Source organism: Paraburkholderia translucens (assembly GCF_020881035.1).
In the GTDB taxonomy this organism is placed as follows: domain Bacteria; phylum Pseudomonadota; class Gammaproteobacteria; order Burkholderiales; family Burkholderiaceae; genus Paraburkholderia; species Paraburkholderia translucens.
The window spans coordinates 211,567-227,983 of sequence record NZ_JAJITC010000006.1; the positions used below are offsets into that span (position 1 = coordinate 211,567).

10 protein-coding genes are annotated in these 16,417 nt (G+C 60.3%); 1 reads left to right on the top strand and 9 read right to left on the bottom strand.

The window, feature by feature from the left end; all coding sequences use genetic code 11:
- Positions 1-13: 13 nt before the first annotated feature.
- Positions 14-1,243 (bottom strand): efflux RND transporter periplasmic adaptor subunit, encoded by a 1,230-nt coding sequence (locus tag LJ655_RS13275; protein WP_230561700.1) that lies wholly within the window; start codon positions 1,241-1,243, stop codon positions 14-16.
- Positions 1,244-1,684: 441 nt separating this feature from the next.
- Here LJ655_RS13275 and LJ655_RS13280 point away from each other — a divergent pair, with 441 nt between their 5' ends.
- Positions 1,685-2,578, top strand: coding sequence for a 2OG-Fe(II) oxygenase (locus LJ655_RS13280; RefSeq protein ID WP_230561701.1), 894 nt, complete (start codon positions 1,685-1,687; stop codon positions 2,576-2,578).
- Here the strand turns inward: LJ655_RS13280 and LJ655_RS13285 are convergent.
- The 8 genes from LJ655_RS13285 to LJ655_RS13315 form a co-directional block, all read right to left on the bottom strand.
- Entirely contained in the window at positions 2,532-3,707 is a 1,176-nt protein-coding gene (locus tag LJ655_RS13285) for an O-antigen ligase family protein (RefSeq protein WP_230561702.1), read from the bottom strand. The two genes, LJ655_RS13280 and LJ655_RS13285, sit on opposite strands and share 47 nt — an antisense overlap.
- A 233-nt stretch (positions 3,708-3,940) precedes the next feature.
- Positions 3,941-4,258 (bottom strand): hypothetical protein, encoded by a 318-nt coding sequence (locus LJ655_RS13290; RefSeq protein WP_230561703.1) that lies wholly within the window; start codon positions 4,256-4,258, stop codon positions 3,941-3,943.
- Positions 4,259-4,433: 175 nt separating this feature from the next.
- Entirely contained in the window at positions 4,434-6,179 is a 1,746-nt protein-coding gene (locus LJ655_RS13295) for a ShlB/FhaC/HecB family hemolysin secretion/activation protein (RefSeq protein ID WP_230561704.1), read from the bottom strand.
- Positions 6,180-6,237: 58 nt separating this feature from the next.
- On the bottom strand, positions 6,238-6,663 hold the full coding sequence (locus tag LJ655_RS13300) for a hypothetical protein (protein WP_230561705.1): 426 nt from the start codon (positions 6,661-6,663) through the stop codon (positions 6,238-6,240).
- A 44-nt stretch (positions 6,664-6,707) separates the two neighbouring features.
- Positions 6,708-6,965 (bottom strand): hypothetical protein, encoded by a 258-nt coding sequence (locus LJ655_RS13305; RefSeq protein WP_230561706.1) that lies wholly within the window; start codon positions 6,963-6,965, stop codon positions 6,708-6,710.
- The gene (locus tag LJ655_RS13310) at positions 6,962-8,011 is read right to left on the bottom strand and encodes a hemolysin (protein ID WP_230561707.1); all 1,050 of its coding nucleotides are present in this window, start codon (positions 8,009-8,011) and stop codon (positions 6,962-6,964) included. The genes LJ655_RS13305 and LJ655_RS13310 overlap by 4 nt, the downstream gene beginning before the upstream one ends.
- On the bottom strand, positions 7,992-8,126 hold the full coding sequence (locus LJ655_RS30085) for a hypothetical protein (RefSeq protein ID WP_268991455.1): 135 nt from the start codon (positions 8,124-8,126) through the stop codon (positions 7,992-7,994). Before LJ655_RS30085 ends, LJ655_RS13310 begins: the two co-directional genes overlap by 20 nt.
- 11 nt (positions 8,127-8,137) lie before the next feature.
- Positions 8,138-16,342 carry a hemagglutinin repeat-containing protein gene (locus tag LJ655_RS13315; RefSeq protein ID WP_329959702.1) on the bottom strand — a complete coding sequence of 2,735 codons (8,205 nt, stop codon included), beginning with the start codon at positions 16,340-16,342 and terminating at the stop codon, positions 8,138-8,140.
- Positions 16,343-16,417 lie beyond the last annotated feature (75 nt).

Here is a 16,417-nt window from a genome sequence, read left to right on the forward strand (position 1 = left end):
ATGCGGCGGCCCGTTACGACGAAGCGGCTTCGGACGCGGCCGACGCAGGCGTTGCTGCCGCGCTCGACCCCGGCGCGGCTCCCGACGCTGCGGCGGCGGCCTTCGGATGCGCCGGCTGGATCTTCGCGCCGTCGTTCAGACGATCCGTGCCGTCCGTCACGACCTCGTTGCCGGCCGCGAGACCCGAGACGATCACGGTGTACTTGCCGTCGCTCGGCCCGAGCTTGACCTTGTGCACGGACACCGTGCTATCCGGATTGACCAGATAGACGAAGTCGCCGGGCGCGCCCGATTGCACCGCGGGGGTCGGCACGAGCACCGCGTTTTGCATCGTGTCGACGAGCAGCTTCACGTTGACGAACTCGTTCGGGAACAGCGCTTCGTCGTCGTTCGCAAAGGTCGCGCGCAAGGTGACGGTGCCGGTCGCCGTGGCCATCTGGTTGCTGACCGCGTACAGCGTGCCGGTTGCGATCTCGCGCGAGTTATCGCTCGAATACGCGGTGACCGGCAGCTTCGCGCCGGTGGCGAGACGCTGCACGATCGACGCAAGTGAATCCTGCGGCACCGTGAACTGCACCGTGGTCGGCTTCACGGTCGTGATGACGACGATGCCGGTCGTCGACGATGCGGTCACGTAGTTGCCTGGATCGACGAGCCGCAAGCCGACCTTGCCCGCGATCGGCGCGGTGATGCGGCAATACGCGAGGTCGAGATCGAATTGGGCGATATTGGCAAGGTCGACCTTGACCGCCGCTTCGTCCTGCTGCACGAGGAACTGCTGATCCGCGAAGGTCTGCTGCGCGATCGACTTGCGCTCGTTCAACTGCGTATAACGCTCGAGATCGGCGCGCGCCTGCGCAAGCAACGCGCGGTCTTTCGCGAGAGTCGCCTCTGCCTGCTGCTTGCTGATCTGATACTGGCGCGGGTCGATCTGGGCGAGGAACTGGCCCTTCTGCACCTCCTCGCCTTCGTGATAGCCGACCTCGGTCAGATAGCCGCTCAGCTGCGGCAGCACGGTCACAGTCGCGATTGGCGTGACGGTGCCGAGTTCGCTCAGGGTGACCGGCATCGAGCCGAGCGTCGCCTGCGCCACGGTGACGACGATCGCCGCGTTCTCGCGCACAGGCTTCTTGCGCGTCAACAGATGAACCACGGCGAGCGCCACGAGCACGAGCACGATAACCGCGAAGATGATGAGCCCGCGCCGGGAGCGCTTCGGCGGCGGGGACACGGTTTCGCTCATGTGGGTCTCCGGGAACAGATGCTGGTATTCATCTTCGGTTGGAGTGTCGTCCTCTGTCGGGACTGCGCAAAAGTGCCATGATTCACGCGCGTTGTCATCAGTCGACGTCCTCTGTACGTGTTGTTATGGAAACGTAAGAAAGCGAGCGATGGCTCGGTTATGAGCATGCGTGAATGTAGCTGGCTTGCGCCGGGCCTGAGTTACAGGGGTGCAACAAGTTCGAGGGGGGAAGGGTTGAGTGCATCGAGCGCGCGGCGCGCGGCGGGCGGAGCCCGGAGGAGTCAAGTTTTGGGCGCGGCGGAGCATCGCAATTTGCGGTAACAGACGACAGCCAATTGAAAAGCAGGACGCCCACTCAGAATCGTCACAATCGTCCGCTACCATCCCGGGCCAGCGTCGCGGGCGCCGCGACCGTCACGATTTCCCCAAAACGTCACGCCGATGTCCATCACCGTCAATTTCCCCGCCGAAGTCCGCGACTGGATCGCCTCCAACCTCACGCGCGGCGTCGCGCCGCAAGCGATCGTCGACGAACTGGTGAGCCGCAACAACAACGCCGCCGAACTGGCGGCGGCGATGGTCGATGCGGTGTCGTCGGCGTTCCTGCACGGCGCGCCGCTGCCCGGCGACAAACTCGAAGTCGGCGGCACGCCGCTGAGCTATCAGCCCGAGCCGCTGCGCGTTCCCGACGGTCCGCTGATCCGGCTCGGCGAGCGTGAGGTGCGCGTGCTGTCGCGGCTGCAACGGCCCGCCGGCGTGCATCTGGCCAACTTCCTGAGCGGTGACGAATGCGAGCAGTTGATCGCGCTCGCGCAGCCGCGGCTCGATCGCTCGACCGTCGTTGATCCGGTGACGGGCCGCAATGTGGTGGCCGGTCATCGCAGCAGTCACGGGATGTTTTTCCGTTTGGGCGAGACACCGTTGATCGCGCGCATCGAAGCGCGCATCGCCGAGCTGACCGGCACGCCGATCGAGAACGGCGAAGGCCTGCAAATGCTGCACTACGAGGAAGGCGCGGAATCGACGCCGCACGTCGACTATCTGATCACCAGCAATGAAGCGAATCGCGAGTCGATTGCGCGGAGTGGTCAGCGCATGGGCACGCTGTCGATGTATCTGAAAGACGTGGAAGGCGGTGGGGAGACGGTGTTTCCGCAGCTCGGGTGGTCGGTTGCGCCGCAGCGGGGGCATGCGCTCTATTTTGAATATGGCAATCGGTATGGGCTGTGCGATCCGAGTTCGCTGCACGCGAGCACGCCGCTGCGCGTGGGGGATAAGTGGGTGGCGACTAAATGGATTCGGACGCGGCGGTTTGTGGCGCGGAATCCCGGGTGAGGGGCGGTGCGAGCAGGATGCCGCACAGAAAAACCAACATATGGCCTTCCGGAAAATCGAGCAAAAGCGAATTGGCCAGGCACGCAATTCCAAATGCCGCTACATAGGCAGCCGAGAATGCTCCTTCGAGGGTTCGCAAATTGCAACTTTGCCTCCATATTTTCCATAAAAGCACAAGAAAGACGACGAGTCCAACTATGCCCAACTGGTCGGAAATCAAAAAATATTCACTGTGTGGATTCGAGGACTGCATTCCTTGCGCCCCCTGCTGTCCCGACGCCAGTTTGCGAAACATCGGGCCAACACTTCCCACGCCGGCTCCGAATATAGGGCGTTGCGAAATCAGAAAAAGTGAACGCCGGTAGAACTCTAGACGTAATCCTACTGACGTAGGTTCGTCGCGCTTTTCGTAGTCGCGAATTTCATTACCGACCTCGGTTAGACGCGGTATTTTGTCATGTGCGACATATTCAACCGCCAAGCCAAAGACGACGGCCGCAACACCGAGTAGCAAAATCGCCTTGCCGAATTGGAGACGCTGCCCCCGCAGGATTGCTTGCCAACACCACAAAACCAACAATGGAGGCAACACCGCCTGGGCCGTCCTCCCTTCTTGCATGACCAAAATCGAGACGAGTGCCAGGACAGTTATCGCCGCGCTTGATACCCGAACGCCCAAACCAATGTTCAGCTTTTTTCCGAAGTGCCTGCCACACGCCAGAGTAAGAGCCATATACGCAAGCAGCGCAGTGAAGAGACCCTGCGTTATGTGGTGTTTGAATACCCAGCTTGCTCTAATTGGATCGGGTGCATACAACGGGCCGATCTGCGTCAGGCCAAGCCAATTGCTACAAGACAATACCAACACAAGCGTGAGCGAGATGTAGAGTGCAATGATAGCCAATCGACGCCATGCTGCCTCATTGAACAGGATGAGTAAAAACGGGAAGTACAAAAGCTTTCGGTACTTGGCCAATATCTGTATCGATTCGCCGATCGGGGCGACATCCCACAGCAGGCTCATGCACATGAGCAGGAACAATATTGAAGCAGTGACGGCAACAGCGTTATGCCGTATTGCACCGGCCGATACCCAAAAGTGCCGACAGGTAAGCATGATCAGCACCATTGTCGGCGCCAGAATATTCACAGCGGCGGTCGAAATCGGTATGGCAAAAAGTGTGCAAATCGCGCACCAGCGCGCGAGTGCCCACCGAGTTAGCTTGAAAGGCGGAAACAACGTTGTCATTGCTTAGAGGTCAGTTCGAGAAAGCTGCGCTATACATTTGAATACGTTCCAGGAGACGAGAACGGAGCCGAATTTCAGGAGTGCCGCGTGAACGTCGACTTGCCGATCGAGCTTCAGAAGGCCAAAGGGCGCTTTTCTTCCTCGCGCAACAATTTCTTCGCCAGAAAGTCCAGTCGCCTTGGAAACAACTGGATAAACAGCTTTTCGAGTCGCGATAGCTCTTCCCACATCTGATACCTCCTCGATGTGCCATATGGACGGTTCACAGTCAATTCCAGCACATACACTCCATCCGGATCTTCATATAGAGTGTATTCGCCTTTAACTTTTTTAAGCACTGCGAACCCAAAAGGACAAAAATTTCCGTCTTCTGGCAACTCCTCACTATCGCCGGATGAATTTGCCTGCGCACTGTCAACTTTGATCACCATAGCCTACCCTTCATATCTTCACGCCCTCTCGTCTGCTGCTCTTTCCGAGTAGAATTACCATGTTTTTTCGCGCGCCAGTTTCCATAGCGTTTTTAACGCGATTAGCCAAGCGCAAACGGGGCATTCAAGGCAAGCTAGTGCGTAAAATCAGGAAACGGAAGATTCGCTGTCTCATTTAAAACTGTGCCGATACCTGAAAGCCGAGCGTCACACTCGAAGCGGGGAAACTAGACGGCGCATAGATCGGTGTGCCGATAAACGCGTCGTAGCTGTATGTACCGAGGCGGCTCGGCGCGCCGCCACGCAAACCAAGCACCGCACCCGCGAGCTGAGTGCCCGCCAACTGCGCTGCGGATGGCCCCCAGACGCGACCATAGTCGAGACCAGCGTAGACCGACTGGCCGGTCCCGCCGAGCGCGCTGTGCAGTTCGTTGCGCCAGTAGAATCCCTTTTCGGCCGCGAGCATCGTCTGGCCGCTGAAGCCTCGCACGGTGTAGCGACTGCCGATCGTCAGATCGTCGATATAGTTCAGTTCATCGTTCGTGAACTGGCCGTGTACGGTTCCGACGTAACGCAGAGATTGGCCTGCGATTCTGAACGGCACCGAAAGGTTCGCGTCGAGCGTCGCCAAGTGGAAGTAGTAGGTCGGTCCACCGGACGTATCGGACATTGCCCCGAACGCGCCGATACTCTGCCGATATGCGAGCGTGCCGTCGAACTGCGCCGCGCCGAAGTAGTGCCGGTTGGTCAGGCCTGCTTCGATGAAAGTGTTATTCCGGTGCTGCTGCGGAATTTCGGTGTCCTCGATGAAGCTCGCGCCGTAGCGCTTGAAAAGCTGGAACTCGACGCCCGTTACGTCGTTCTGGCTGCGGTGAATCACCCGCTCCAGTTTCAGTCCCGCCGTCTGCGCATTGCCGCTCGCCACGAAGAACTGGTTCACCGCCGCGATCTGCTGGTAGTAGGTGTTCGTATAGCCATACAACGTGCCTGTCCAAAAGCCCCACGGCACCGAATACGAGGCGTTCCAGCCGTGCGTGCCCAAGTCGTGATTGCCGAATTGCAAATCCTGGTTGAACCCTGCTGAGAGAATGTCATTCAGGCCGAGGGGGTTATACAGGCCGAGCGACACGTTGCCAATGTAGCGGCCCGTTTCATTCGTACCTGAGTTGTCTGCCGAGACCACGAGCGACCAGGGCTTCGAACGCTTGACGTCAATCACCACATCACTTTCGCCGGGAGAGTCGCCGGGAACGATCTGCATGGTCGCGTCCTGCTTGGGCACGCGCTTCATCTGTTCCAGTCCCTGCTCCAGATCGCGAAGCTGGAGCACGTCGTCGTCGCGCGCGGGGAAGGCGGTTTTCCAGGTGCCGCGCGTATCGTCGTCGGCGAACTTCAGATTGCGGATAGTGCCCGGTACGAGAGCGAATTTGAGCGTGCCTTTCGACAGGTCCTGTGCAGGCAACAGAACACGCGTCGTAATGTAGCCACGGCTCAGGATGACACCTTGCAGTCCCTTCGTCAGTATATCGAGCCCTTGATTGCCGACGCATTGCCCTTCGTAGTGACCCAGCCACTCATGCAGGAACGCGAACGGGTCCAGCGGGAGCGTCGACGCGCCCCTTGCGCGGACGACCTTGGGTAGCGTATTCGGCACCGCGACGGCGAACGAATCGATGCGGAAACACGGCGTTTCGACGGGCAGGATGGGCCATTCGCCCGCGACAGGTGCGACCGAACGGACCACGGGCGCCGCGACGGTCGCCGCGCGCTGCTGCGCGTCGCGTTGCTCCTGGAGCAGGCGATTTTGCTCAGCGTTTGCGCGACCCGCAGCAGCTTCATCGGCGGGGGTGATGGTCTGTGCGTTAGACGCGAGAGTGACCAAGGCTGTGAGCAGGGCCGCCAGCCTCTTTCTGCTTTTCATGTGGATGCGTTAGTAGGTAAGCTCGCCGCTTTCAGCCGATAGCCTGGATGTTCGTCATTCAGGGCTTAAATTTGAATTGCAAATTCTTGACTATCGCCACATTTCCCCAATTAAAGGAACAGGAGCGGCCAACTTCGATACCAACTTTATTTCCATCAACTTCCTCATTCTCCGAAATAGGCAAACAACCACCCGAAATAGTCACAGTGGGAGTACCCTGCCTGGAAAGCGGAAATTCGATTGCTGCATCCTCAGGAATCCGATGAATCAAGGTAACGCTCTCAACGTAGTCATCCGGCAACGAGAAAATGAATGATCCATCGACCAACAGTATGTAGTAGGTATGTTGAAACGGTTTGTCGACAACGCATATTTTGCTTGTATGGGACTCAATCGTCTGTGACTGACAATTTGGCTCATCGGCATGCGATGCATTGACAAGGGAAAAGCCAAAAAATAAACCAGTTAATATCCTTTGATTCATGGCGCGACCAACTCCATCAAGTGGCCCTTACGGACGGCATTTCGTTATTTTTCTTCCTCATCCACCTTCGTTTCATAGCTCTTGCGCGCCTTCTCGTAGCTGTTGTCGAAAGGCTTCAAATGAAGCATATTTGCGCGCTCCGCATAGGTACCTGTCGCCAAAACAATCATTCCGACAACAACGCCAACAAACTCTTCTATTCCAGACAAAAGGAAGTACGAGGCTGCCGCTAACGCTATACCCATTGCCCATAACAGAATACGAAACCAAGGCGCGAAGTTTCCGTTATTAATAATCTTCATTTTTTGTTTTGCACCGCATTATTAAGTTGGCTGCTGACGTCGTTAAACGTAGTTGTGTTCTTGATCCAGCTACCAGATTCAGTAATTACCGTGCCAGCGAGAGGATATTTGTTCGCGACACCTCCCAGTGTCAGATCGACAATCCCTCCCGCCACGTACGAACCAGGATTGGGGCGTGCCGTCTGTACCACGAAATCTGCTACCCAGCCCGTGACGGTCGATCCAAACGCAACTCCTTCAAAAACTGGTGCGTACGGTGTTGGCAGTGCTGCTGCTGTCGCAGCGGCAGCGCCAATACGCCCGGCATTGGTTGAAATCATTGAAGCCGCATCTGCCGTCGTATTCCTCACGAAGTTTGCGTCCGATTGATCGAAACGGGTAAATGGTCCGGTCACGTTGAGCGAGTTGCCACTGCCATTCGACGGATACGAAAATTCGCTAGGCACCTGCCCCGCCGAAACACTGTTGTAGTTCGCCAGAATGTGGCTCTGCAATGCGGAGTCGGAATGCGCCGTGATCTGAGTCAGGATCGGTTGACCGTTTGCCGTCGTTCCGGCAGACATCCACTGCGCGCCGGAGTCGGTCGGCATCTGGCCCAACAGCGTAGCAGGTGCCCCCGATACAGTTGTTCCGTTGGTGCTCATATCCATCTGACGCAATTGGTCCTCGATCTGCGCTACGGTGTATTTTCCGCCGCTTGCATCGGCCAGTTGCTGCGCGAGGGACTTCTCCTTGGTATCCAGTTGGCGATTGTAGAGGTCAACGCTTGTTCCGGTTGCTGCGCCCGCCGTGCCGCCAACCAGCGAACCACCCGCAGCCGCAGCCACGTTCGCGGCAAGGTTGCCCAAAAGGGTCGAGCCCGTCTCCGATGCGACGCCTTTTGAAAGGCTTTCCAGTTGGTCCGCCATCTTCGACGCAAGACCCGCTCCCGCCGCGCCTCCGACTGCCGTGAAGACACTACCTCCGCCCAGCCCGCCGATCAACGCGCCGCCTGCCGCCTGCAATATCGCACGGCTGTTTCCGCCTTCATCCCAACAGCTTCTCAACCATCGCGCTTCCTATAACTGCCGCGATCACCGCGATAAATACCCAGTAAAAAGTCTTTTGCTTTTTGCTCATGCGTGCCCACTGTTCGGGCGTTGGCCCTCCGCCAGTTGCCATATCAATCTCCTCTAGTTAGCGCCCACGGGGGAGGAATGACCCCAAGGCATTACCCCAATGGTTTTTCCACCAGGTGACCCAAACCCAATTTCAACGGCCGTACTACCGCCATACGCATGGGTAATCGCGCCGAACGCATTGACACCAAAGGGTGTTGGTACCGAAACAAAGTATTGGCTACCATCACCATTCAGAAATGAATTGGTGGCACCTGCATCTTGCGCGCCAAATATCCATCCCAGCGTTGCGGTGCCGCTTGGCATCCACGAAACGGCCGATGGATTAGTCATTGATACTCCACCACCAACATACCGCTGGCCGTCATACAGGTTCACCGCAACCGTTCCATTGGCCGATAGTACGCCTCCGTTGGCGGTCGCGTAATTAGGCTGGAGACTACCCGCGGCAGCATCTGCATTTGCTCCCTGAGCCTGAATCGCTGCATTCAGCGTTGCATCACTGCACTGCGCGCCCGCCCCGCAAACCTGCGATACCAGGTCCTTCTTTTTCTGATGAAGCATCTGGTTGTAAAGCTCGACGTTCGACGCAGTGGCCGCACCTGCCGTCCCGCCTACGAGTGCGCCCCCGACGCCCGCCGCTACATTCGCGGCAAGACTACCCAGCAGTTCCGAGCCCGTCTCCGATGCGACATTCTTGGAGAGGCCCTCAAGCTGGCCCGCGAGCTTCGAAGACAAGCCCGCACCAAGGCCACCACCTACCGCAGTAAAGACACTCCCACCGCCAAGACCGCCAATCAGCGCACCGCCCGCGAAGTGCAGCAGCGCGCGGTTGTCGCCACCTTCGGCCCACGCTGCTTCTCCGGCTGCGTCACCGGCTTTCTGCGCCGCTTCCAGCTTCGATTCAGCGTACGCGCCAATGCCTTGCGCGACCACCTGCCCCGCCGCCTGCGCCGCTTGCATCGTGTCCGCCTGTTGGTTGAGCAGCGCGTTCACGTCCGGTGTCTGCGCGACCGTTCCATTGGTATTCGTCGTATCGCGGCTCAGGCCCGAGACGTCCTGCGTCTGTGCGGCCTGATTGGTGACATTGATCGAGCCCGCGCTGACCGCGCTGCGCGTGGTCGCGCTCTGGTCGCCGCTCTCGTTCTGCGAAATCATCGGTGATACGCCGCCCGTACCACTCACCGAACCAGGGCCTAGCGCCTTGCCGGTGTTACCCACGCCAACACCTGCACCGATCCCGTTGCTCGACGCGCTGTAATGCGACTGGTTCTGGATATCGCTGTAGGTCAGCGTCCCGGTCGTCAGGCTGTTCTGCGACGCATCGGCGGTACTCGAAATCACCGCGCCCGTAAGGTTCGTATTGCCTTTGACGTTGACATCGAAGCCGCCGCTGCCCGCATTGATGCCCGCCTGCTCGTTGACCTGAGCATAGTTGCCATCGGCGTGGCCGTTCTGCGCGCTGAAGCTCGCGCTGCCACCGCCCTGGCTGATGCTGAACCCGCCACCCGCGCTGCTCTGATGCGCGGTGCTGACGGTCGTATCCTGGACGCTCTCGATATTCAGGTTGCCGCCAACTTGCGCGGTTACTTGGTTACCGCTGACCTGCGAGCCGATGATATTGGTGTCGCCACCGGAAACGACGGTAACGCTAGTCGCGCCGGTCACGTGCGAGGCATTCTGGATTGCCGCGTCACTGTTCGCGTCGCCGTGCGCGTTTGACATCGAGGCAGAAACGCCGAAACCCTGCGTGCCATAGGACACACCCACGCTCGCGCTACTCGACTTGTTCGTGCTGCTGGTCGTGTCCGTGTTCGTCGTATTGACGATGTTGACCTGATTCTTCGCGGCCAGCATGACATCGTTCGCGCTCACGTTCGAACCCGCGATGGTGAGGTTACCGCTGCCGGGCGTGCCGTCACCCGTCGCCACGAAAGCAGCGGTGCCGCCAGCCTGAACGTTCGACCCCTTCTGCGTCGTCTGATCCTCGGTGAACGTGTTCTTGCTCTGGCTGGAACCGAAGCTCAACTGAACGCCAATGCTCGGCGCGTTCGGCCCGGTTGCACCGCCCATCAGATCCGCTGCCCCCATACCCGCCATCGCGGCATTGCCGCCTGCTGCAATCGCATGCAGCGCCTCGGCGCGCCCGTTGCTGTTGCCGCTCGCGAGCGCCTGGCCCTGCTGGTACGCGCCATTGATCGCATCGCCCACACTCCCCGACAGGCCGAGCGTGAAACCGCTCTGCTTCACCTCCTGGGTTTCGTCGCGGTGCGAGGTGTTGGTGGCCGCATCGATGATCACATCGGCCGCCGTCCCTGTGACATTTTGGGCTGCCACGAGATCGCTGCCCGTCACGTGCAGGGCGTTACCCGCCTGAATCGAGAGGTTGCCATTCGTGCTGCCCACAAGGCTGCCATTGTTCGTCACGCTGCTGTCGTGCGTCGTCTCCTTCGTGTCGCGCGTGCCGTAGTTCAGGCTCACGCCACCACCGCTCATTGCGCCGAAGCCTGATGTCTTTTCCTCGTAAAACGAACTGCTCTGGCTCGTATCCTGCGTTGTGGTGATGTTCACGTCATGCACGGCGCTCAGTGATACATCGTTCGTCCCGACGATCGTGCTGCCTGCGACGTTGATATCCTTGCCGCTCGAGATCGACACGCCGTCCGCGGAAATCAGGCTGCCCTGGTTCAGGGTTGTCGTCGTATCCCTCGAACTCGATACCTCCTTGCCGCTCATCATGTTGCTATGGCTGCCGGTCTGCGTCGAGTTATCGACATAGGTCGCCGTGGCCGCGCCGATGTTGACGTCGTTCGCTGCCGCCAGCGTCGCCGTCCCCTGATCGAGGTTGATCGTGCTGCCAATGACGTTGATATCGTTGCCCGATGCGACGGTCAGCGAATTGCCGGAATTGAGCGTCGTCGCGGTCAGCGCATCCGATGACAGGTGCTGCGAGTCCGAATAGCTGCCGTGACTGTCGCTGCCCGAGCTGTTGCTATCGACGGTCGAGGTGGACTTCGCTGCCTGGAGCGTGACGTCTCCCTTTGCCGCTATCGTCCCGCCGCCGCCGAGATTGATATCCGTGCCCGTCGCGGTCAGGTTGCCGCCCACGCCGATCTGCGAGACGCCACCCACGTTGACGGAACTGCCGGTCGTCTGGTTGAGGCTGGTATCCGACACACCATTCGCACCAGCGACCACCTTGTGTTCGCCGGTCTGCACCGAGCCGAGATCGTAGTTGCCGCCCACGGCCATGCCGAGGTTGCCGCCCACGTTCAGGTTGCCCCCGTTCTGCTCGACGTTGCCGCCCGTGACGATGGCCGCGTTGCCCGTCACGTTCAGGTTCGCGATGGGACCAAGCGTGGTCGTGGTCCGTGTCGCGCCGGTCGCGCTCACCTGGTTGACGGTATTCGCGGCGGTATTGAGGATCAGCTCGCCGCCCGCATTCAGCGCGAGGCTTCCGGCGTTCACGGTAGCCGAGGTCAGATCGACATTGCCCGTCGTCGACAGCGCCATGAGGCCGCCGCTTTGCAGCTTGCCGAGCGCGTTGTTGATCTGTGCGCCCTGGATCGAAAGCGCATTGCTCGCCTGTACCGTACCGCTGTTATTGAAGGTCTGCGTGTTCTGCAGGTCGATGTCGGTTGCCGCAATGAGCGGCCCGTTCATATTCTGCTGGCTTGCCTTCGCGAGATAGACGACCGGCACCAGCACGGACTGACCGTCAACGACCTCGGTCTGCATGATGATCACATTGCTGGTGAGTGCCGCAACCTGTTCCGGTGAGAGGCTCATGCCGAGCGGCAGATCAAGCGACCCGGCAAGCGACGCACCCGCTGCGAGCAGCGACTGATACATCGACTGGAGATCGGTGTACGGGCCGAGTACGGCCTTGCCGGTCAGCGACGTGATCTGGTTCTGCACGAGCTGCTGCTCGTACAGGCCGTCGCCCAGGCGCTTTTCCACGCTCTGCGGATTCAGGCCGAGCTGCTGGAGGTAGTAGTCGCTCGAGATAAACGATTTCTGGCTGGTAAAGGCCGGGTTCGTCTCTATCAGGTACGGCGCGTTCGGCGCGGTATTGGGTCTGAACAGGCCACCTTGGGGAATCGTCAGGTTGCTCAGGACATTGACCGCCGTCGCGCCCGCGATGACCGGATTGACCAGACCCGGCTTTCCGCTGACTCCGCCTGCATTCACCCCGCCCAGCGACTGGCCGGGCGCAAGGCCGAGCGAAGGAACACCTGCATTACCAGCCGTATTGTCAATATTGACGCCGGTGCCGGAAAGCGTGCCACCCGCGACGAAGCTCGACTCGTAGCTTGGGAGTGCGTAATGGCGGATATCGGCAGGCGCCGCCTGGTAGCCGCCCGGATTCGAGCCGACAAACGGTGCATCGCCGAACGGCAAGGTCCAGTCGTGCTCGGTATTGTCGTAGTTGTTGTAGTGATAGTAGCCCGAGTAGGTGACCTGTACCTCGGGCGCGGTCTGCCCCTGCCAGCTATTCTGGTCGAGCGTGACGGGCGCTGCGATGTTGTCCACCGCCGTGACCGCGCTCCAGTAGTTCTGGAACAGCCCCACCTTCGACGCGTCCAGGTTGCCGCCCGCGATGATCTGCGCCTGCGGGCTGATGGACGCGATCAGGTTCGCGAGGGCCACGCCTGTATAGGTCGTGTACTGGTAGCCGCTATTCCACTGGCCGCCGTGCGGCGGCACCGTGTACACACCGCCAATCATGGTCAGGAAAGCCGGGTTATCCGGGGTGGCCCAGCCTACGTTCTGGCCCGAGCACGCGGCCGTGTCGATGGCGGTGCAGCCGGACACGCTGATGCCAAGCTGCGTCAGCAACGACGAATCAACCGGTTGATTCAGACCGGTCGTGGTCATCGTCGTGCGCGTATTCGTGACCTGATTTGCGTCGAGCGTCATGTCACCCGCCGACTGGATCAACGCCGACTGGTTGCGGATCAGGTTTGCGCTGGTGTAGCTGCCGTCCGCGTTTTTGCCACCCGCCAGCACGACCTTGCCAAGACCATAGATTGCGGTCGTCGCCTGCGTGTCGGTCATCGTGGTGTCGTCGCGGTTCTCGATATCGGGCGCGAGCAGTTCGAGCAGGCCGTTACTGTCCGTCGCACCGATCAGCGCGCTCGGCCCGACATTCGCAATCGATTGCGTCGCGTGCAGCGAGACGCTACCGCCGACCATCGCTCCGGTATTTTCCAGCGTGTTCGAGTGCGTGGTCAGCGTGCCACCCGCCATCATGGCACCACTGTTGGCGATATCGTTCGCGTTGATATGGAGGTTGTCGGCGGCCTGAAGCGCCGCGGCATTCGTAAAGGTACCGGGCAGCGTAAAGGAGAGGTCGTGACCGGCGTTGAACGCGAAACCGGAGGTCGGCGCAAAGTCGCCCTGTATGGTTATCGCGACGTCGTTCGCCGCGCTATAGGCACCGCCGCCCGTCAGCGTAGCGGCATTCACGGTGAGATCATGGGTCGCGCCGATCTGGCCGTTCGTGTTCGTGATCGCGCCGGTCGTCGCGATCGCAACGTCGCCGCTCGAACCAGCAAAGCTGCCGACCTTGCCGCCGCTGTTGTCGACCGTATCGGCCTGAACCACGACGCTCCCGCCGCTCACCTGGCCGCCCTGCGTGTTGGAGAGCGACGAGGTATCGACGGCCAGGTTGCCGTTGCCGGTGATCACGCCGCCGCTGTTAATGGTCTGGCTACCACCCTGGACGGTCGTATTTCCCGTACCGAGGTTGCTGATCAGACCGCCTGTATTGTCGGTGGAGGCAGCCTGAATGGCGAGCGTACTCGCGTCACCTGCCGCGCCCGTACCGGCCTGGATCTGTCCGTTCGTATTCTTCAGCGTGCCGCCGCTTGCAAGCGATAAGGACCCGAGCGAGCGTACCGCCCCCTGCGTATTGTCGATACCGCCTGCGACGTCCGCCGCGATATTGCCCTGCGCGGCGAGCACGCCATTGGCGTTATTCAGGCTCGCCGCATGCGCCGCGATCTGGCCGCCCGCGATGATCGTCCCGCCAGCGTTCGAAAAGGAACCCACGCCGTTGCCCGGTGCAATCGTAAGCGTCCCCGTTCCGGCATCGAGAATCGTACCGCCGTCGTTAATGAGCGTGGCCGGGGCAAGCGTCAGGTCCGTGCTGTTCGTCTGGAGCGTGCCGCCCGCCGAATTGTCGAGCGTGCCCGAAACGGCGACGTTCATTGGCCCGCTGCCTGTCTGGGTAATCGTCCCCGCGTGATTGACAAGGTTTGTCGCGTTCAGCGACACCTGCACGGCCTGCGTCGTTCCCGAGCTGTTGTCGAGCGTCGTCGCGCTCTCCGTCACCGTGTCGCCTGCGGTGATCAGCCCGCCACTGTTGGTCAGTTGCGTACCGGCATTAACCGTCGTATTGCCCGAAGCGCCGAGCGAGCCGCCGCTGTTATCGACCGATTGTCCGGTTACCTGGAGGTTTGTCTGCGCCCACACCGCGCCGTGGTTGGCAACGCTTCCGCCCTGAAGCGTAACGGCGCCATTGCCGCCGATCACACCGCCCTGTGCGCCGGTTGCGGTCGTGCCCGCTGCGTTCGTGAGCTGGCCCGTGGCCGTGACCGAGAGGCCGTCGCCGTTCAGTGACGTAATGCGGCCGGCGGTATTGTCGAGCGATGTTCCCGACAGCGACAAACCGGCTGCGCTCTGTATCGTCCCCTGGTTGTTCGCGATGGCGCCTGCGTGTACCAGCATTGCGCCCCCCGACACAAGAGCGCCCCCCTCGTTCGACAGGCTGCCCGCGGTGAGCATGACGCCGCTGCCGCCCGTGAGCGCGCCGCGGTCATTGACAAGCGTACCGGCGGCATGCGCCGCGACCGATCCGCGTGCGCTCGTCGTCGCACCAGCGAGGTTCAGGTCTCCTGCGTTTGCCGTCAGCGATACGTTGCCGTTTGCCGCCGTCTCGCTGCCCGTCAGATCGACGCTGCGACCCGTCAGCGCTGCATTGCCACCCGCAACGTTTTTGCCGGTCGCACTCAACTGGCCGGAAGTACCAACGTTCAGGTCGCCGGCATTGCCGACCGAGCCGTCATTGTTCACGCCCGCGCCGAACGTGCCGGTCGAACTGACGGACCCGGCATTGATCGTGGTGTTTTGCTGTGCTGCAATCGCGCCGGTGTTCGTCAGCGCGCCGGCCGTACCGATGAAGGCATTCTGCTGCGCATAGATCGTGCCGCTATTGGCGACGCTGGCCGCATCGATGCCTACATTACCGCTGGCAGTCAGCTTGCCAGTCTGCACAAGCTGGCCTGAACTTGTCAGCGTGAGGTCGCCCGCTTGTACGGCAATCGTACCGGCGTTCGCGACCCCGACGCCGTTCTCATTGCTCACGAGTGTGATGCGATTCGCGTACATCCCACCGAGCTGCGACACGTCAATGGACACACCGGGCGCAGGTCCGCTGCCCGCGATGGGCGTCGGGTTGAGGCTCGCGTAGTCGATATTGTTCGACCCGGTCGTCACATTCAGCGTATTGGCGTAAATCTCCGCGTTCGCCTGCACGGCGCGCGCCAGCAAGTCGACCTGGTCGATATTCGAGGCATTCAGGCCCGCGCCCTCAACCGCAATCAGGCCGCCTGTAACGTTAAAGCCGGTCAGGTTGCCACTACCGTCGATCAGCGGATTGCCAGTCGTCAGAACACCGCGCGACGTATTGATGAAGCCGCCGCCGTCCACCACGATGCCCGAAGCGTTCGAAACGATGACATCGGCCTTCTGTCCCGCGACCTCAATGTAGCCCCGCAGCAGCGACGGGTTATTGCTATTGACCTGATTGACGATGATCTTCGCGGCATCGCTCCGCCCGAAATTCGGATTACCGTTAATCTGTCCCGCGAGTTGCGTGCTGGTAATAACGGGCGAATTATTGAGGATCGCGCCTTTCTGCTGCACGTCGAATTGTGAGTACGTATTCAGAGAAACGCCAGCATTCGAGGCTTTATTGATATTGACTTGTGGCAGGCCATTGGCGGTGCTGATAGCGCCGGGCGCATACGCGCCCGAGGGGACAATCTGGGCGTCGGAAAGCGCGGGCGCGAGTCCGCACAGCGCCAGGACGGCAAAAGCCGTCTGGCGCATCGCAAACAAAGTAATGGATTGCCGTGCGACCGACCGGCGCAATTCGCCACGTTTGTCTCTGTGGTAGCCGATTGCCGTTTCCGCGACGGCGACGAGCATTCCCCGACACGGACTGAAAACCAGTCTGTAGGTTCTTTTGTTCATTCCACATGCTGCGTTCTGTTTAAGCCCCCGAAAGTACTGCACAGCACCTTTCGGGTTAGTCAAAAACTGTCAACT

Coding starts and splice junctions, on each gene's coding strand:
- LJ655_RS13275 (WP_230561700.1), bottom strand. CDS start 1,243: ATGAGCGAAACCGTGTCCCCGCCGCCGAAGCGCTCCCGGCGCGGGCTC.
- LJ655_RS13280 (WP_230561701.1), top strand. CDS start 1,685: ATGTCCATCACCGTCAATTTCCCCGCCGAAGTCCGCGACTGGATCGCC.
- LJ655_RS13285 (WP_230561702.1), bottom strand. CDS start 3,707: ATGGTGCTGATCATGCTTACCTGTCGGCACTTTTGGGTATCGGCCGGT.
- LJ655_RS13290 (WP_230561703.1), bottom strand. CDS start 4,258: ATGGTGATCAAAGTTGACAGTGCGCAGGCAAATTCATCCGGCGATAGT.
- LJ655_RS13295 (WP_230561704.1), bottom strand. CDS start 6,179: ATGAAAAGCAGAAAGAGGCTGGCGGCCCTGCTCACAGCCTTGGTCACT.
- LJ655_RS13300 (WP_230561705.1), bottom strand. CDS start 6,663: ATGAATCAAAGGATATTAACTGGTTTATTTTTTGGCTTTTCCCTTGTC.
- LJ655_RS13305 (WP_230561706.1), bottom strand. CDS start 6,965: ATGAAGATTATTAATAACGGAAACTTCGCGCCTTGGTTTCGTATTCTG.
- LJ655_RS30085 (WP_268991455.1), bottom strand. CDS start 8,126: ATGGCAACTGGCGGAGGGCCAACGCCCGAACAGTGGGCACGCATGAGC.
- LJ655_RS13315 (WP_329959702.1), bottom strand. CDS start 16,342: ATGAACAAAAGAACCTACAGACTGGTTTTCAGTCCGTGTCGGGGAATG.